We start from the raw sequence: 18,543 nt of genomic DNA on the forward strand, positions 1-18,543 counted from the left end.
TTCCGCGGACGACAGCGTGAGGTGCTCGGACTGTCTGTGTGGATACAAAGCCCTGTAAACGGACACGCAGCCCTCGATCGGCCGCCAGGAATTGACCTGATGACGACGGGTGGTGACCCACAGGTGCCCAGGGGCCCGCGACGCTTGCGCCCTGTCACACAGTGCGAAGGGAGATCGGCGTGGGCAAGGTGTCACTCAGTTCTGCGGTGCGGAGTCTGCTGGACGATCCGCGTGCGGATCCAAAGTTGGAGGTCTCGGGCGTTGAGCAGGCTGCCGACGCGGTCCGTCTGCTCGACGAAGGGCTGCGCAGCGGGTTGGGCGTCTACCGCAGCATGGCGGCGGGTGCGCAGCAGGGCGCAGAGTCGCTGTCGTCCGACCCTCTCCAGGTACTCTCCGAGTTCGTACAGAACGCCAACGACGCACAGGCCGGGCAACTGCGCTTTCTGTGGAGCCCGGACGCTCTCCTCGTCGCCCACGACGGTGTCCCCGTCCGCCTCCGTGACATCTTGTTGCTGGGAATGCCCTGGCTCAGTGGCAAGACCACCGACGCTCGGAGCACGGGCCGCTTTGGCATCGGGCTTTCGACGCTCGGAGCCATCGCCACGACCTGGGAGGTCCACTGCCACCCCTTCCACGTCCGGTACGCTGGCCTCACCCTGGAACCCGTCGCCCGGCCCGAGCTGCCGGAGGAGATTTCCGGACCCGGGTGGACGGTCTTCCGCATCGCCTTGGAGCCGGGACAGCTACCGGCCGACCAGCTCTTCACGTGGTTCGAGAGCTGGAGCGACGCCTCTCTGCTCTTCCTGCGCCGTCTCGAACGCGTCGAAGTGACGGACGGCAATCGCAGAATCGTACTGGCGCTGTCCTGGAAAGAAGTGGGACACACGCACGTGGATGTCGGCGGCAGGGACACCTGTGTGACGGTGCGGCATGCCACGACGATCGAGGGAACGGTCTGGCGCGTGTACGAAGCGCAGGTCACGCCCCACCCCGACTGGAAGCGCCACCACAAGGCCCTTGGGTCCGAGGTTCCTGTAACAGTGGCGCTTCCGTTGCGGGACCTTCGCCACGGCTGCGTACACGCTGGACTGCCCGTCGCACCGCTCGACATGGCCGCCCGCGTCCACAGCCAGTTCGACCCCGTCGCCAGCCGCGAGGGGTTCGCCGGCAGCCAGCTGAACCAGCAGCTTGTCCCGCTGATCGCCGACCTGTGGGAGGCCGCTGTCCGCGACGTGCTCGGACACGTGGACCCGGCAGCGTGGCACCTCATCCCCCTCCCGTCGTCTGGCCGGGTCACGCCGCAGGGGCAACTGCAGGACCTGATGAGGTCGGCCCTGCAGGACCGCGCCCGGCAATCGCTCGCCGAGGATCTCGTCCTGCCGGCCTCCGACGTCGGCCCATTGGTGCCCCTGAACGAGTTCGCCGTCGAAGACGCCGCTCTGACGGGTGTTGTCGACGACGCGGAGCTCACCCGCCTGACCGGCGCATCCCACGCATTTCCGCCAGCTGCTCGCGACCGGGCCGGCCGCTGGCGTCGCGTTCTCGCGGACTGGCGCGCGGCCGGGGCGGAACTGCGTCCCGAAGTGCCGGTCACGGACGCGCTTGTTCTCTTCGGCGACGCGGACCGCGAGGTCGTACGGACCGTCCGACTTGCCGCGGTCACCATCGAAAGCGGCCACGACCTCGCGCTGATGCACAAGCCGTGCCTGGTCACGAAGGACGGACATGTGCTGGCGCCCTTCGACAGACGGCATGCCTACGCGGAAGGGCCTGTCGATGCGAACGGCCCGCTGGATCTCCTGGGAGTCGTGCACGATCTGCACCCCGCCTACTGGGCCGAGGACCCTGACGCAAAGGGGGTGATCGAATGGCTGCGGAATCGCGGACGGCTGATTCGGCGGAACGACACGGCGGGCGTCCTCCGGATCGTGGCCCGGCTCGGCGAATCGGGCGGACGCCTGCCCGACGCCGACGACACACAGGAGATCGACCGCCTCACTGCCCTCCAGCGGGCCCTCGGAGACCTGCCCAAGACGGCACGCAACACCCTCGGGACCGGCATCGGGCGGGCCGTCCGGCTGAACGGCTTCTCATTCGACGACCAGGGCGAGGAGAAGCCCCACAAGGTCGAGCCCAGCGCCGCCTATCTGTCGGCAGCGCTCGAGAGCGCCGACGGCGACCGGTTCGCGGTCGCCGCCCGCAAGACACCCGGGCTCGTCTGGGTGCACCGCTCCTACGCGCGATCGCTGCTCTCGGCCACGCAGGGAAACGGCCTGAGCAGAACGGCTTTCCTCCGGCTCCTCGGCGTGGCGGACACGCCTCGCCTGACGCCCGTCCCACGCGCCCGGTTCCACCACACGTACTTCAAGGAGTACGCCGCGGACCCGCGGATCGGTCTGTCGCGTCAGTGCATGTGGTCCCTTACGGACCGCCGGAACGCGATGAGCGAGAAGGGCGCGCAATACACGCTGGACGACCTCGTCAGCGACGACCTGCAAGCCGTCGTCGCCGACATCGTGGCCGAGCAGAACGTGGACGAGCGTCGGCGGCGCACCGCCGCGCTGCTGCGCACGCTCGCGGGTCCGCTGACCGGCTCCGACGCCCGGGTGCCGATGGCTCGGGCGGACCGCAAGTGGTTCGTCCGGGGTGAAACGTCCGCGCTCTGGGTCTGGCAGCTGCGGGACTCCGCCTGGCTGGAGGACACCACCGGAGCTCTGCGGGCCCCGACCGCACTCCAACTGCGCACACCGGACGCCGAGGCGCTCTACGGTCACTCCGACCCCGATTACCTGCACGGACACATCCAGCGGGCGCTGGCCACCCGTACTGAAGTCCTCACATCCCTCGGTGTCTCCGGCGACCCTGACGTTCCCCGCCTCACGGCCCGGCTCCATGAACTACGCAAGCGCACACAGGACGGCGACGAGCTCGGCGACGGTCTCCGGGTGGAGGCACTGCTCGTGTACCGGGCCCTGGCACGACGTCTCACGGACCGCTCGGCCGAGGTCCCACGGTCCGAGGTCGAAAAGCAAATCCGACGCGCCTTCACGGCTGAGGCATTGGTCCTCACCGACCAAGGCTGGAAGACCGCGAACTCATGCTTCAGAGGTGCCGCCGTCCTGCGCGGATTCCGACCCTTCACGTTCAGCGAGCCCGCCCTTGACCCGCTGTGGAGGTTCCTCGGCGTGGGCGAACCGGAAGCTGAGGACCTGGCCGACGTACTGAAGGAGATCTCCCGGCGGGGCGACGCTCCTGACGGCCGGGACCAGCAGGTGATGCTCAACGCCCTGCGCTGCCTGCGGGACCGGCTCGCCGCGGCCGATGGGCCGGTCCCGCTCGGGGTGCGCAACAAGCTGCGCCCGCTGCCGCTCTGGACCACCTCCGGGTGGACGCGGGCCAGGCCGGTGTACGCCGTGGATCATGTCGGCGTCGAACGCTCTCTGGCGGGACGGTTGCCGCTCTGGAGGCCGGGAGGCGACACCCGGCAATTCACGCCACTGTTCGGCCTACTCAGGGTCACCCCGCTCGACGTCGTCGGCGCACAGGTCATCGATGCCCCTCACGCAGTGCCGGACCGCGCCCTCACCGAAGACTTCCACCGCGCGGTCGTCGGGCTACAAGACCTTCTCGTGCGCGACGAGCCCGAGGTAGCGGAGTCCTTCGCCGACTGGGACTGGCTGGCCGCCCTGGAGGTACGGCTCCATCCCAGCCTGCGGATCAGTCTGGAACCAGACGGAGCGCGCGAACGGATCGAAGTCGCCGTCGACGCGCACATCTCGCGCGAGCAGGGCGGCGTCGTCTTCCTCCGGTCCGCCGAGTCATTGCAGACCAAGAGGGGTGCAGGGACGGCGATCGCCTCGCTGTTCCCCGAGCAACGGCAGCGGGTCGGCCACCGTTGGCGGGACGTCTGGGAGGAGCATCTGGCGAACCTGACCGTGGAGACCGCGCTCACGTCAACCCGCCAGCAAGACCGGGAGGAACGACGCCGACTGGACGAACAGCTACGACGGAGGGAACAGGAGAGTCCGGCCCCGCACCCCGCACCGGTGATCCCGACCGCCCGCCCCGCGAGCGGTGGGCCGGCCCGGCGCCCCGCCTCCGTCTCGCCGTCCACCGCCCTGCCGAGCACACTTCCGCCCTCGCCGCAGCCTGCGCCGCCACCCTCTGCGCGGCTTCTCGTCGACGAGGCCGCCTTCAACGACCGAACCTTCACGGTCACCACGACCGGCGCGCCGTCCGCGAGCGGGCCGTCCTTCTCGTCCCCCACGCGTACCGGGGGAAGCGTTCCGCGGTCGTCGTCCCTCCTCCCCCTTCCCCGGCCCGGCGGCGCCCCTCCACGAGAGCAGTCCGCTCCCCTGGGCTACCGCGACGCCGACAAGGAGCGCCGCGTCCTCCATGCACTGCGGCACATCCTGCGGGAAGAAGACATCGAACTGGAGGACCAGCGGGGAGTCCCGGGCTTCGGGGCCGACGCCCACGACTCGACCGGGCGCTTCTTCGAGATCAAGGCGCACGGTGGCGCTGTCCCATCCGAACTCTCCCTCACGCGAGCAGAGTTCACCCGAGCAATGACCGAAGGTGGCAACTACGTCCTGGTGATCGCCTCTCACCTTGAGAAGGACACCGGCACCCCGACTCTGCGCCTCGTCCCGGACCCCGTGAACAGCTTCGAAATCGAGCTCCCGACGGAGGTCAGACTTATGGGCGTCCGCAATATGGGCGTGGCCTCCACTGTGTACGAATGGCCTTCGGTGGAGTGAACAAGCTCTGGCCATCGCGCACTGGGGAGGCCCGGCAACCAACATCACCATCGGAATGCAACAGCAACCCAATGGCCTCATAGTTGGACAACATCGGATGAGCACCGCGCCCGTCGAGGTCACTGCTTCGGGTGTCGGCCGTGCCCGCCCCGCCCAAGCCACCACGGCGCGTCCGTCGTGGTGGTGGCGGTCACTCTCTGGGACGGCCAAGGATCGCACCAGCTGACCCAACCCCAGCAAGATGCGACCCGGGAGTGAGTGCGTTGTGGCAAACCGGATCCGATTCGAGGCAGGCGGCACAGGTGACCGTTCGCCGGGTCTCCTGAGGACGCCCAGCATTCGCAGGTGGCTTCTCTGCGAACAGCGGGCAGAGTGCCTCGGGAAGCTGCCGGGCATGGTTTGGTGCGGGCGGACACCTACATGGACAACCCCTTCGCTTTCTCGACGGACACGAAAATCTCAGAAGAGGCAAACGTGTACGTAGCCTCGCCGGCGCTGAACCGAGTTGCCGCTACCGCACCAGCGAGGGGCGTTTAGCATCGAACGTCCAGCCGGGCATGAGGTACTGCATCGCGGCCGCGTCGTCCCGCGCTCCCAGCGCCTCCTTCCGGTAGAGATCGTGGGCTGCGAGGAGGCGGTCCATGTCGAGTTCGATGCCCAGCCCGGGGGCGTCAGGGACGGCGATTTCGCCTTCGACGATCCGCGGCGGGGTGAGGGTGAGCCGCTCCAGGCCCTCCTGCCAGATCCAGTGCGTGTCCAGAGCGTTGTACTCACCCGGGGCCGCCGCACCACAGTGCGTGATCATGGCGAGTGAGATGTCGAAGTGGTTGTTGGAGTGGCAGCCCCAGGTCAGGCCCATCGAGTTGCACAACTGGGCCACACGCACCGAGCCCTGCATGGTCCAGAAGTGCGGGTCGGCCAGCGGGATGGACACGGACTGCAGGGCCAGGGCATGGGTCAGCTGCCGCCAGTCGGTGGCGATCATGTTGGTTGCTGTGGGGAGGCCGGTGGCGCGGCGGAACTCGGCGAGGACCTCGCGCCCCGAGTAGCCGTCCTCCGCCCCGCAGGGGTCCTCGGCGTAGGCGAGCGTGCCCAGGAGTGGTGAACACAGCTCGATTGCCTCGCGCAGGGACCACGCGCCGTTCGGGTCCAGGGTGATCCGGGCTGTGGGGAAACGGTCCTTGAGCGCGCGTACGGCCTCGACCTCGTCGTTGCCGGGCAGAACTCCGCCCTTGAGTTTGAAGTCCCGGAAGCCGTACAGGTCGTAGGCCGCCTCGGCCTGGCGGACGATCGTTTCGGGGGTGAGGGCCTCCTCGTGTCGGATGCGGTACCAGTCGACGTGCGAGTCGTGCTCCCGGACGTACTCCAGGTCTGTGCGGTCGGGGTCGCCGACGTAGAAGAGGTAGCCCAACACCCGTACTGAGTCCCGTTGCTGGCCGTCGCCCAGCAGTGCCGCGACCGGTACGCCGAGGTGCTGGCCGAGCAGGTCGAGGAGCGCCGACTCGACTGCCGTGACGGCGTGCACGGTGGTTCGCAGGTCGAAGGTCTGGGCGCCCCGTCCGCCCGCGTCGCGGTCGCGGAACCGGTTTCCGATCTCGCGCAGGATGCGTTTGTAGTCGCCCACCTTCGCGCCGACGACCAGTGCCTCGGCATCGCGCAGTGTCTGGGTGATCTTCTCGCCGCCGGGCACCTCTCCCAGTCCGGTACGGCCGTCGGAGTCCGTGAGGACGACGATGTTGCGGGTGAAGAAGGGGCCGTGGGCGCCGGAGAGGTTCATCTCCATGCAGTCGCGGCCGGCGACGGGGTAGACGGCGAAATGGGTGATGGTGGGCTGGATCATGCTGGTGGGTTCCTTGGGTTCGAGCCTGGTTCGAGGGTGGGGCGGGTGGCGGTCAGACCGGTTCAGAGGCTGAGGACGTCAAGGACCCATTCGCCTGCCAGGACGCCGCCCAGGCCGAGGATCGCGAGCACCGTCGTGTAGGTGGTACGGACTTTGATCGCCTCGAGGACGGAGAGGTTGAAGTACTCCTTGAACAGCCAGAAGCCCGGGTCGTTGACGTGGGAGAAGGCGATGGATCCGCAGCTGACGGCGAGCACCATCATCTCGGGGTGGGTTCCGCTTCCTGCCAGGAGGGGCAGCACCACGCCAGAGGCTGTGACGACGGCGACCGTTGCCGAACCGAGCGCGACGCGGAGAATGACGGCGATCAGCCACGCCAGGATGATCGGCGAGACGGGCCAGCCCTCCGTGACGTCCTTGATGTAGTCGGAGATCCCGCCCTCGACCAGGACGTTTTTGAACGCGCCGCCCGCGCCGATGACCAGGAGGATCATCGCCATCGCCTGGGCCGCCGAGACGCAGGACGCGTTGACGTCCGCCATGCTGCGGCCGATGCGCGGTCCGAACGCCCAGGCCGCCAGGGCGAGGGTCAGCAGGAGCGCGATGGGTGCCGAGCCTATGAAGGCAACGGCGTGCAGGAGCGCGTTGTCGCCGGCCGTGACCATGTCGGTCACGGCAGCGCCGGCGATGAGCACCACCGGGAAGAGGGCCACGAACAGGGACCAGCCCATGCCGGGCATCTCCTCGTCGGTGAACTCTCGCTCCGTGACCAGGCCCTTGGGCACGGAGGGGTTCATCGCCCTGACGAACGGCAGGCGGGGCCATACGAGCGCGATCAACGTGCCGGCGGGTATCGCGATGAATAGGCCGTAGAGGAGGGTGTGGCCCACGGAGGCGTGGAAGGTTGCGGCCACTGCGGTCGGGCCGGGGTGCGGCGGCAGGAAGCTGTGCATGGTGGACAGGGCGATCGACATCGGGAGGCCCACCCACAGCAGGTTCACCCGGGTGACCCTGACCAGGGTGAATGCGATGGGCACGATGATGATGAAGGCGACCTCGTAGAACATGGTCACCCCGATGAGCATGGACGTGATCACCATGGCCAGCTGGACCCAGCGCGGGCCGAACGCGTTGAGCAGCCGGTCCGCGATCCGCTGGGCGGCTCCGGAGTCGCCCATGACCCTGCCGACCATGGCACCGAGTCCGATGGTGAGCATGGTGTCGCCGATCTGCCCTCCGATGCCTTCGGAGAGGACGTCCGGAATGCCGGCCACCGGGATTCCCTGGACCAGCGCGACACCGACCGCCACGATCAGGAGCGCGGCGAACCCGTTGAGTTTGAGGCGTGTCATCAGGAACAACAGGACTAGAACGCTGATGGCGACTACAAGGAGCGGCACGTCAGTTCTCCTTTGAACTGTTGGATCAGGGAAGGGTTGAGCGTTTCCCCGCGAGCCGGAGATTCCCTGTGAAGGGCGGGGGCGGCGGCGCGGGGCGGGCGGTGTCGGGCGGTGTCAGGCGGTGTGCCGGCGGCGGACGCCGACCAGGTCGAGTCCGGTGTCGAGGATCTGCTCGAGGGCGGCGAGGTCGGCCGGACAGGGGTCGGTGAGCGGTGCGCGTACGGGGCCGACCGGCAGTCCGCGCAGCCGGGCCGCGGCCTTGACCAGGGACACGGCGTAACCCGGGACCCGGTCGCGCAACTCGACCAGCGGGATGTAGAAGTCGCGCAGCAGCGTGTCCACCGCCGTGTCGTCGCCGTCGCGCAGAGCAGTGAAGAAGGCGCCGGCGATCTCGGGGGCGAACGCGTGGACGGCCGAGGAGTAGGCCGGGACGCCGACAGTGGCGTACGCCCGGGCCTGGATCTCGGCGGTGGAGGCGCCGTTGAAGAAGAGGAAGCCGTCGGGAGCGGCAAAGGTGAGGCGCTGCAGGCGATCCAGGTCGCTGTGCCCGTCCTTGAGGCCGATGACCGAGGGGATCTGCGCGATGCGTCGAACGCTGTCGGCGGTCAGGACGACCTGACCGCGCTGGTATGCGATCAGTGGCAGCCGGGTGCCGGCCGCGATCCGGCGCAGCTGTTCGACCAGACCGTCCTGCGGGGCTGCGACGAGGTAATGCGGCATCACCAGCAGGGCGTCGGCGCCGGCCTCCTCCGCGATGCGGGCGAAGCGCAGTGCCTGGGCCCAGCCGTAGCCGATCCCCGCGACCACGGGCAGCCGGCCGTCGGCGGCCGTAACCGCGACCTCGATGACCGCGCGGTACTCGTCCTCGTTCAGTGCGCTGAACTCCCCTGTCCCGCAGGCCGGGAACAGGGCGCCGGGCGCGGTGGCGACCTGGGCCGTCAGATACGTCCGGTACGACTCCAGGTCGAGGCTGCCGTCCTCCTGAAAACTCGTGAGGGGGAAGGACAGCACCCCAGCCTTCATGCCCTCGCGTAGCCGCTGCACGACGCTTTCGGCTGCCGCACTGATCCGCTCCAAGAATCTCATCCCCATATGCAGATGGAAAATATGTATGAGGACGCAGCTAAGTGGTTGAACAGGCATCGGTCAAGGGGTGCGGCGGCCCGGATTTACGATGTGGCCATGCCTGAGAACAGCAGGGTCCGTGAAGTGAAGTCGGCGGCCCGTACCGTCGCGCTGCTCGAACTGCTCGCCGTACGAGGCGACCGGCCGGCCCGTCTCGACGAACTCGCCGAGGCGCTGGACGTACCGCGCAGCAGCATGTACCAACTCCTGCAGACCCTTGTCAGTTGCGGCTGGGTGCGCTCCGACACGACCGGATCCCTCTACGGCATAGGTATCCGCGCTCTGCACACAGGCACGAGTTACCTCGACAGCGACCGGCACATACGCACGGTCCGCCCCTATCTTGACGAAGCTTCGGAGGCACTCGGCGAGACGATCCATCTGGCCCGGCTCGACGGCCCGAACGTCGTCTACCTCGCCACACGGGAGTCCCACGAGTACCTGCGCACCATCAGCCGGGTCGGCCGCCGCATCCCCGCCCACGCCGGGGCGCTCGGCAAGGCACTGCTCGCCGAGCGCTCCCTCAGCCAACTCCCCCTTCCCGAAGGCCCTTTGGCAGCCCTCACGGAGAACACGCACACCGATCACGCGGCGCTGCTCACCGACCTCGCCACCGTGCGCGAGCGCGGCTACTCCATCGACCACGAGGAGACGGTGACCGGCATCGCCGGCTTCGGCTTTGCCCTGCGTTACACCTCACCGGCCACCGACGCCATCAGTTGCTCGGTACCCCTGGCGCGACTCAGCGAGGAGCACGAGGCGCGCATCGTCGCCGTCATGCGGGAGACCCGGGCAAGGATCGAGAGCGTTCTACCGCCTGTCTCAGGCGCTCCGGACTGGCGTTGACCCGGGCCGACTCGGCCCCGGACACCTCGCCCTCGCTCCTGCCCGCACCCAGGTGGTGTGCCCGAGGACCAGATGATGCGTGCCCGTGCGGCAGGCCGCTCCCCGGACACCTCGCCACCACCGCCCGCCACTCGCCCGAAGCACTCGAACGTGCCCTCGCCGACGCCAGCGCCTTGGGCGGCACGTACCGACCACACCGGCATCTCCTTGGGAGGAACCCTTTCGCCTGGGGCCCGGGCGGGGGTCCCCTGGTGCCGTGCTCGTGGAGACCACGGGCACCGCTGCCGGCAGGATGGCCGCCACGGCCGCGCCTCCCGACTCGACCAAGGTCGGTGGGGTTCGGAGAACAGCGCGTGGAGTTCCGGGAAGGCCATGCCTTCGGCGAGGGAGTCGTAGTCGCCGGTCCCGACGGGCTCCTGCGCGGTGCGGCGGGCGGCAGCGTAGGCGACCTGTGCCACGCCCGAGCCGAGGCTGACGCGAGCCAAAAACGGTCAAGGGCCGGTTTCGGATTGCTCCGAAACCGGCCCTGACCTGCGACTGTCTCCAGTCGGGACGACAGGATTTGAACCTGCGACCCCTTGACCCCCAGTCAAGTGCGCTACCAAGCTGCGCCACGTCCCGATACCCGTCTGACCTGGGCTTTCCCCTGGCCGAACGCGCATGAGAACAATACCGCACTTCGACAGGTGGTCACGCACCCCTTTCGGCCGCCCCGGATCTCCGGGCGGCCCGACGAAGCCGGGCGTGTCCCGCGTGAGCGGCGCGCGGGCGGGCGGAGCCGTGCGCCTGCCACTGCGGCCGGGACCTCTTCCCCCGGTCAGCGCGGCCGGAAACACCGCCCCGCCCAGCGTGGAGTTCAGCACCCCCGGCCCGACGAGGTCGGCCGACCGGCCCAGCACGACGCGCAGCCTCCCCTCGGTGTGGGCGGCGAGGTAGCGGGTGTCCAGCTCCGCTCGCATCCGGCCCTTGCGGGTGGTCGCGTTCCACGGGGTGCCCTCGGTCATCACAGCGCCCCGCGTCTCACCGTACGGATAGAACGTGTCGAGGACGACGAGCCGTGCGCCGACCGCCTCGGCCGCCGCGAGCACGGACCGCTGGATCCTCGGTATGACCTCGACCTGGCGGTGGTAGCCGACGTGCACGCAGTGGTAGACGACGACCGCTCCTTCTACAGCCGCGCGGGCCCCCTCGGCGGTGGCCACGTCGGCGGCGAACCGGTCGACCCCCGTCGGCGCGGGCCCCTCGCCCGACCGGTCGACGAGCCGCCCGGGGTGGCCGCGACGGGCCAGTTCGGCGGCGAGCGCGGTACCAGCGGGGCCGGCGCCGAGGACTGCGTGGAGGTCATGTGCCGCGGCCATCGTGTGTGCTCCCTGGGATACGAAGGAGCCCTATCAACCCTCACTTCCGTTAGACCCCGTAACTCTTGCGATGAGGCGTCGCGACACCGAACGTTAGGCTCCGTAACAGAAGTGAGCTTGCCTAGCGAAAGGGCCCGCAATGGCCACGGCGCAGCAGGGGCCCCGGGCCCGTTACCGGGAGCAGACCCGGACGGAGATCAAGGAGACGGCGCTGCGGCAGCTCGCCGACGGAGGGGTGGCCGCGCTCGCGCTCACCCGGATCGCGAAGGACATGGGTCTGTCCGGTCCCGCTCTCTACCGCTACTTCGCCGGCCGCGACGATCTGCTGAACGCGCTGATCAGGGACGCGTACGACGATGCCGCCTCCGCCATGGGCGGGGCGGCGGCCCGGTCGGAGGCAGCCGGCCGGAGCCCGCGGGAGCGGCTGCACTCCTTGGCGGGGGCCTACCGGGCCTGGGCGGTCGGCGAGCCGCACCGTTATCTCCTGATCCAGGGCTCACCGGTGCCGGGACACGTGGCGCCGGCCGACACGCTGGAGCGTGCCCGTGCCGTGCTGGCACCATTCCTGCCGTTGTTCGCGGGCGGGGCGCCGGGCCCGGGTGTGGCCCCGGTGGTGACGCAGATGACCGCGTGGCTGGGGGCGGAGACGGCTGTGGGCGACTGGGTGGCGGAGTACGCGGCCGACGCCGCCGACCCCGCGGCCTCGGCGCGCGCGCTGGCCGGCGCGGTGCTCGCGTGGGCGCAGCTGCACGGCTCGGTGGGTCTGGAGGTGGCGGGTCAGTTCGCCGGAATGGGCCATGACGGGGACACCCTGCTGGCCGCGCAGACCGACATGCTGGCGGACGCGTTCGCGCTGGCGTGAGCCGGGAGGCGTCTGCCCTGCGACGCGAAGGCCGGACCGGCCTGAGGGCCGGCCCGGCGTCCGCTTGCGGTGCGGGTGTCAGGGGTGGATGAGCACCTGGGAGAGGGCGACCCGGCCCGTGCCCGAGGTCACGATCTTGACCGTGCGGGTCCGGCTGTCGAGGTCGATCACGGTGGGGCGGAGCGCCTTCCCGCTGACGTGGACGGTGCCGTCGTCCGTCACGACGTCGAAGTCCGCCGTGGTGGAGGAGGAGTTGTTCCAGACTTCCACCTGCCGGACGTGGTGGACGCCGCCGAGGTCCACCTGCCACCAGGCGCCCGCCTCCGAGAGTGTTCGGGTGTCCGTGTTGGTGTCGGCGTCCAGGGCGAGTGCCGCCGTCGCCGTCGCCTCGGTGGAGGACTGGGTGGCCGTGCCGGTGCGGGCCAGGTCGGTGCGCAACTGCTCGACCGGGCCGCCGCGGGCGCCGGCCCGTGCGGCGACGGCCAGGGCTTCGGCGGGCAGCCGGTCCAGCCCGGTGAGGTTGTCCGTCATCACGGAGCCGCGGCCGCCGAGTGCGGGGGCGGCGGTGTCGGTCCAGTTGTCGCGTGCGGTGTTCTCGATGCCGTAACCCGCCCAGTTGGAGACCCACTTGTAGCCGATGCGGGTGATGACGTTCTTCTCGACGGTGATGTGGGAGGACTGCTCGTCGAGGTAGATGCCGTTGCCGTCACGCTCGGTGTTGCCGTAGGCGGAGCGGTTGATGTAATTGCCGCTCAGGACGGTTCCGGGCTGGGCGCCCTGGGTGTAGATCGCGCCTCCGTCGTGCTGCTGGCGCGCCACCTCCATGACGTGGGTGATGCGGTTGTCCGTCACCTTGTTGTCCCGCAGGACGGACTTCTGGGCCTCGGGCTGGTTCCAGCCCCAGCCGACGGAGATCCCGGAGTACGGGAGGTGGTCCAGGCTGTTGTGGTCGACGGTCAGCTCGGCCTCGTACCCGGCCCAGATGCCCACCGCGTCGGTGTACTCGACGCCGGTGCGGCTGATGGTGTTGTACGCGACGGTGTTGCGCTCGCCGGTGAGTTCGGCGCCGGGCATCGGCTCGGTGTCGCCGACGTACACCGCGCCCGAGGACAGGTCGGTGAAGGACGAGCGGGTCAGGGAGCTGTCCTTCGTGCCGGCTTCCAGGATCACCCCGGCCCCGCCGAGGTGGGTGAACCGGGCGTCGTCGATGCTCACCCCCCGGCCGCCGCGGACGGTGACCGCGGCAGCCGGCTTGGTGTAGTAGCGGCCCGCGTGATCGACGGGGCCGGTGGCGCCGGTCAGGGTGAGACCGGCCTGCATGCCCGCATAGCCTTCGTCGGTGCCGGGCTGCCGGTACGCCGCGTACGCGAAACCGATCCCGCTGACGGTGACGTCGTGGGCGCCGTCGACGACCAGCAGCTCTTCGGTGTGCGGCGTGACGGCCCGCGCGTGGCGCATGTTCTCGCCCTTGCGCGGCAGGTAGGTGACCGTGCGGTCCGTCGAGTTCCAGACGAACTCCCCGGGCTGGTCGAGCAGTTCGGGGGCGTTCTCGAAGAAGGCGACACCGCTGTAGCGGGTGGAGTCGACCGTGGTGGTGTCCCAGGCCGGTCCGGTGCGGTTCGTCCCGCCCGCCGAGTTGGTCCAGCAGGGCTGGGCGAAGGTCATGGTGTCGCCGCTGACGCCCGCGATCCGGCAGTGGTAGTTGCGCCAGCGGACCCGGATGACGGCCTCCGCGTCGGTGGGGCGCTGCCACCGGTCGATTCCGGTGGCGGTGGCGCCCGTCATGCCGGTCCGGGTGGCGTCGCACGTGGCGGCCGCGCAGGCCTCCCCGCGGGCGCGGACCGCGCGCTTGCCGTCGACGAAGAGCTGGCGTGGGGTGACACCGGCCGGGACGCCTGCGCTCCAGGTGCCGTCGGTGTTCCGGTGCCAGCCGGTGATGTCCTGGCCGCCGGAGAGGACGGGGTGCGCGCCGGGGGCTGCGCTCCAGGAGACGCCGGAGTCGGCGGCCCCGAGCTTCAGCGGTTCGCCGAGCCGGTACGTTCCGTCCTTGAGGAGGACGCGGACATCGCGCCCTGTCACGGTGCGGGCCAGGTCACGGGCCTCTTCGGGGGCGCACGGGCGGGCGGCGGTGCAGGAGGTGCCGTGTCCGTCGGGGGCCGCGTACAGGGGGCGGGCGCCGGGTGCGGCCTGGGCGGACGGGGTGGCGAGGAGGGCGGCCAGGAACACCGCGGTGGCGGTGGCGGCGGTTCCCCGTACGAGGTTCATGGGGCGGTTCACGCGGTGGCCTTCCAGTCGGGGTGGCCGGGCATGGGAGGGTTGACGGCTCCGAAGAGCCAGTCGCGCAGGAACGGGTCGACGGACGGGTCACCGGTGACGTCGACGGTGTGCCGGATGAAGGCCTCACTGGTGTACGTGGAGTCCTTGAACCGCTTCACCCACTCGCGCATGACCCTGTCGAACGCGGCTCCGCCGATCTGCCGGTTCAGGGCGTACAGGACGAGTGCGCCGCCGTCGTAGATGTTGGTGCCGCCGAGCGCCTTGGGGAGTCCGGGCGGGCCGTCGGCGGCGCGGACCGCGTCGAGCTTCTCGTACGTCGACCTCATCTTGTCGGCGAAGACGGACCAGCCGCGCTCCTCGCCGTACAGGCCTGCGTAGTAGACCGCGGGGCCCTCGTTGAGCCAGGCCTGCTGCCAGTCGTCGGGGGTGACGGAGTCGCCGAACCACTGGTGGACGAGCTCGTGGACCATGGTCGTCTCGTAGCCGGGCCGGCCGTCGGCGTTGAGCTTGAACCAGTTGGTGGAGAAGAGGGAGAGTGTCTGGTTCTCCAGGGCGTCGGTGTAGCCGTCGTAGATGTGGAGCCCGTAGACGGAGAAGGGGTAGCGGCCGAACCTGGCCTCCAGCCACGCGAGATGGTCGGCCGTGCGGGCCACGATCGGGACGTACTTGTCCTCCTGGCCTTGCGGGACGATGTGCCGCAGGGGAAGGCCGCGGTGGCTGCTGCCGTACAGGTAGGTGCCCTTGACGACGGCGATGCCGATGAGTTCGGTCGCCATGCGCTCGCGGAGGGCGAAGTGCCAGACGGTGGAGCCGTCGGCGCGCGGGGTCCTGTGGGTCAGTTCGCCGTTGGCGGTGGCCACGAAGCCCTCGGGGGCGCTGATGTGGAAGGTCCACGTCGCCTTGTCGGACGGGGTGTCGTTGCAGGGCAGGAACGTGTCGGCGCGTGAGGACTGGGCGGCCGAGGCGAAGCCGCCGTCGGTGCCGAACTTCCATCCGGTGAGGCCGAGCCGGGGCGACTTGCCGTTGCCCCGGTAGCGGATCTCGGTGGTGAACGCCTGCCTGTCGTGGAGCGGGCGGGCCGGAGTGACGGTCAGCTCCTGGCCGCTCCTGCCGGGGGTGAGCGCCCAGGTGGCGGGGCGGCCGGCGACGGTGACGGACTCGATGGTGTGGCCGTCGGTGTCGAGGTTGAACGCGGAGAGGTCCTGGGTGGCCTTGGCGCTGATCTTCACGGTCGCGGTGAAGTCGTAGGTCACCGGGGTGAAGTCGAAGGTCAGGTCGTAGTGGACGACCTGGTAGCCGCCGTTGCCGAGCGTGGGGAAGAGCGGGTCGCCGACGCCGTCCGAGCCGGGCCGCGGATCGAAGCCGTGCGGCTGCGCGAGGGCCGGCGAGCCGAGGGCGGGGACGGCCACGGCCGCGGCGACGGCCGCCCCGCCGAGTCTGAGCGCCGTGCGCCGGCTGGTGGGAGCGGTCATCACTTCTTGCCCTTCTGGAAGGCTTCCTCGAACTCCCCGCGGGCCTTCTCGCCGCCCTTGGCCAGGTAGTCCTTGACGAGCTGGTCGTAGGCCGACAAGGGCTTGCGGCCGGAGATGATGTCCTTGAGCGCGTCGCCCTTGAGCGTGCCGAGGCTGCCGGAGCCCTTGGAGTCCCACGTGGGAGAGGAGTACCGGAGCGTCGGGTCCGGCACCATCATCGGGATCATCCGGGTGAAGGTGTCGTGGACGTGACGCACTCCCTGCTCGGAGTCGGCGCTGAAGACCGCGGGCACCGCTGATGCCGCGAACTTCCAGGGAACGGTGACGTCCTGGGTGCCCTGCTTGGTCAGCGCTGGATTGCCCTGGGCGTCGCGGGTGAAGTCCTTGCCCTCGACGCCGTAGTTGATGAGGGTGTACTCCAGGCTGCCGAACGGGGAGGCGGCGAAGTCCGCGAAGGCCAGGATCTCCTTGACCCGTTCCTCCGACGCCTTGCTGACGTGGGTGTTCTGCAGCGCGACGTTGTCCATCCAGGCAACGGCGTCCTTGCCGACCGGTACGAACGGGCGCGGGTCGTACTTCTTGTCGATCGCCTTCATCGCCGCGATGTAGCCGACGCCGGGCGCCAGGTAGGTGGGCATCCCGTCGTAGACGTAGGCGCCCTTGCCGTTCTTGAACATGTCCGTGTACTGGGCCTTCTGGGCCCCGGACATCTGGAGGGTGCCCGGATAGAAGCAGCCGGCCTTGTACAGCAGCCGGGCCGTCTCCACCGCCTGGCGGTACTCCGGGGTCTCCAGGTCGGCGGTGAACGTGCCGGTCTTCTCGTCGAGCCGCCAGAAGTTGGGCGCTCCCGCGGACATGGCGAGCATGCTGGTGGCGCCCGCGATGATCGCGTACTGGTCCTTGCCGGGCCGGGTGAGCTCCTTGCAGACCTCGACGAACCGGTCGAGTCCGGTGATCTGGTCGAGGCTCGTGACACCGACCTCTTCGAACAGGTCGTGGCGGTAGACGCCGGCGCCGGCGGTGCCGGTCCTGGCGATCGGGATGCCGTAGAGCTTCCCGCCGAAGATCGCGGCCTGCCAGGCGCCCTTCGGAATCGCGGCCAGGTTGGGATAGTCCCTGATCCTGTCCCCGGCCAGGTGCGGGGTCAGGTCCGCACACTTGGCCTGCAGGAACCCGGACTTGTTGTCGACGCCTCCGCTCTCCGGATACATGAAGAGGTCGGGCAGGCTGTCGCTGGCCACCATGGTGGAGAACTTGGTGCCGTAGTCGTCGGCGGGCACGGCCGTGATGTTCACCTGGCCGCCGAGGAGCTTCTCGATCTCCTGCCAGGCGGCGTTGCCGCCCCGTGCGGGCGGCGGCGGGGAGAAGGTCTCCATCGTCGCGCTGATCGGCTTCGCGCCTTTGAGCGGTGTGCCCTTCGTGGCGCGCAGCGGCTCGGCCGGATAGCTGAAGAAGCCCTGCGGGACTCCCGCCGCGGTGCCGGGCAGGTCCGGCTCGAGGCCGATGTTGCGGACCGCGGTGTCCGGGAGCAGCGAGGCGCTCTTGGCCTCCGCCTTCGCGGTCGTGCCACCGTCGCCGCAGGCGGCGAGCAGCGGGGCGGCGGCCAGTCCCAGACCGACGCCCGCACCCATGCGGAACAGTGCTCTGCGATTGATGGGGGTGGAGCTCGACACCTGTATCTCCTTGGAAGGGGGCAGTGGAAGGAGTGGGGGGCGGCGGCTGCGCTCAGCCCTTGACCGCGCCCGTGAGCACGCCCTTGGTGAAGTAGCGCTGGAGGAACGGGTAGACACAGAGGATCGGGACGACGGCGATCACGAGGACCGCCATCTGGACGGCCTGCTGCGGGGCGAGCACCTCGCCCGCGGAGGCAGCGTTCAGGCTCTGGCCCTGGAGGACGTAGGTGCGCAGCACCATGGGCAGCGGCCATTTGTCGGAGTCGTTGAGGTACAGCAGCGAGTTGAAGAAGGCGTTCCAGTACGTCACCGCGTAGAAGAGGCTGATCACGGCGAGGACGGCCTTGGACAACGGCAGGACGATCCGCACCAGGATGCGGAAGTCGCCGGCCCCGTCGACCTTCGCCGCGTCGTACAGCTCCTCCGGCAGGTTCATGAAGAAGGAGCGCAGGACGACCAGGTTGAAGGCGCTGACCAGGGTGGGCATGACGAGCGCCGCGTAGGTGTCGTACAGGCCGAGTCCCTTGACGAGCAGGAAGTTCGGGATGATGCCCGCGTTGAACAGCATCGTGAACAGGGCGGTCATCAGGATGAAGCGCGACCCGGTGACCTCGCGGCGGGAGAGGCCGTACGCCATGCCGACGGTGACGAGCAGGCTGGCGAGGGTGCCGAACACGGTGATGCCGACGGAGACGAACAGCGCCCGGGTGACGACGCCCCCCGTGAAGATCGTGCGGTAGGCGTCCAGGGTGGGGTGGTCGGGCCACAGGACGAGGCCGGAGCTCTTGATGATGTCGGTCTGCGAGGCGAAGCTCGTGCCGATGACGCCGACGAGCGGGTAGGCCACGGCGAGGACGACCACCACGACGGCGACCGCTTTCGCGGTCTGGCCGACGCGGGTCGGGCGCTCCATCCACGGGGGCCGCCCGT

The 18,543-nt window shown here is 69.6% G+C and carries 10 protein-coding genes and 1 tRNA gene; 3 read left to right on the forward strand and 8 right to left on the reverse strand.

Annotated features, from left to right (window positions below; translation table 11 throughout):
* Positions 1 to 179: 179 nt before the first annotated feature.
* Entirely contained in the window at positions 180 to 4,760 is a 4,581-nt protein-coding gene (locus ABZ454_RS27525) for a hypothetical protein (RefSeq protein ID WP_359541824.1), read from the forward strand.
* Positions 4,761 to 5,271: 511 nt separating this feature from the next.
* Here the strand turns inward: ABZ454_RS27525 and ABZ454_RS27530 are convergent.
* The 3 genes from ABZ454_RS27530 to ABZ454_RS27540 all read right to left on the reverse strand — a co-directional run bounded on the left by ABZ454_RS27530 (position 5,272) and on the right by ABZ454_RS27540 (position 9,092).
* Positions 5,272 to 6,600: an enolase C-terminal domain-like protein gene (locus ABZ454_RS27530; protein ID WP_359541825.1), complete on the reverse strand. Its 1,329-nt coding sequence runs from the start codon at positions 6,598 to 6,600 to the stop codon at positions 5,272 to 5,274.
* Between the two features lie 62 nt (positions 6,601 to 6,662).
* On the reverse strand, positions 6,663 to 8,000 hold the full coding sequence (locus ABZ454_RS27535; RefSeq protein WP_359541828.1) for a gluconate:H+ symporter: 1,338 nt from the start codon (positions 7,998 to 8,000) through the stop codon (positions 6,663 to 6,665).
* Between the two features lie 114 nt (positions 8,001 to 8,114).
* Positions 8,115 to 9,092, reverse strand: coding sequence for a 5-dehydro-4-deoxyglucarate dehydratase (locus ABZ454_RS27540; RefSeq protein ID WP_359541831.1), 978 nt, complete (start codon positions 9,090 to 9,092; stop codon positions 8,115 to 8,117).
* 90 nt (positions 9,093 to 9,182) lie between these two features.
* Between ABZ454_RS27540 and ABZ454_RS27545 the strand changes: the two genes are divergently transcribed.
* The gene (locus tag ABZ454_RS27545; RefSeq protein WP_359541834.1) at positions 9,183 to 9,971 is read left to right on the forward strand and encodes an IclR family transcriptional regulator; all 789 of its coding nucleotides are present in this window, start codon (positions 9,183 to 9,185) and stop codon (positions 9,969 to 9,971) included.
* 547 nt (positions 9,972 to 10,518) lie between these two features.
* Here the strand turns inward: ABZ454_RS27545 and ABZ454_RS27550 are convergent.
* Positions 10,519 to 10,592, reverse strand: a tRNA-Pro gene (locus tag ABZ454_RS27550).
* An 876-nt stretch (positions 10,593 to 11,468) separates the two neighbouring features.
* Here ABZ454_RS27550 and ABZ454_RS27555 point away from each other — a divergent pair.
* Positions 11,469 to 12,191, forward strand: coding sequence for a TetR/AcrR family transcriptional regulator (locus ABZ454_RS27555; RefSeq protein ID WP_359541837.1), 723 nt, complete (start codon positions 11,469 to 11,471; stop codon positions 12,189 to 12,191).
* Positions 12,192 to 12,269: 78 nt separating this feature from the next.
* On the opposite strand, the gene ABZ454_RS27560 is transcribed toward ABZ454_RS27555, so the two are convergent.
* From ABZ454_RS27560 to ABZ454_RS27575, 4 genes are read right to left on the reverse strand one after another with little or no spacing between them, the layout of a single operon-like run.
* A complete protein-coding gene (locus ABZ454_RS27560) occupies positions 12,270 to 14,468 on the reverse strand; it encodes a right-handed parallel beta-helix repeat-containing protein (RefSeq protein WP_359541840.1) in 2,199 nt (732 codons plus the stop codon).
* Positions 14,465 to 15,940 carry a M1 family metallopeptidase gene (locus ABZ454_RS27565; protein ID WP_359541842.1) on the reverse strand — a complete coding sequence of 492 codons (1,476 nt, stop codon included), beginning with the start codon at positions 15,938 to 15,940 and terminating at the stop codon, positions 14,465 to 14,467. The genes ABZ454_RS27560 and ABZ454_RS27565 overlap by 4 nt, the downstream gene beginning before the upstream one ends.
* Entirely contained in the window at positions 15,940 to 17,613 is a 1,674-nt protein-coding gene (locus tag ABZ454_RS27570; RefSeq protein WP_359541845.1) for an extracellular solute-binding protein, read from the reverse strand. The genes ABZ454_RS27565 and ABZ454_RS27570 overlap by 1 nt, the downstream gene beginning before the upstream one ends.
* A gap of 52 nt (positions 17,614 to 17,665) precedes the next feature.
* The gene (locus ABZ454_RS27575) at positions 17,666 to 18,526 is read right to left on the reverse strand and encodes a carbohydrate ABC transporter permease (RefSeq protein WP_356323074.1); all 861 of its coding nucleotides are present in this window, start codon (positions 18,524 to 18,526) and stop codon (positions 17,666 to 17,668) included.
* Positions 18,527 to 18,543: the final 17 nt, after the last annotated feature.

This window comes from Streptomyces sp. NPDC005803 (assembly GCF_040630435.1).
In the GTDB taxonomy this organism is placed as follows: Bacteria; Actinomycetota; Actinomycetes; order Streptomycetales; family Streptomycetaceae; genus Streptomyces.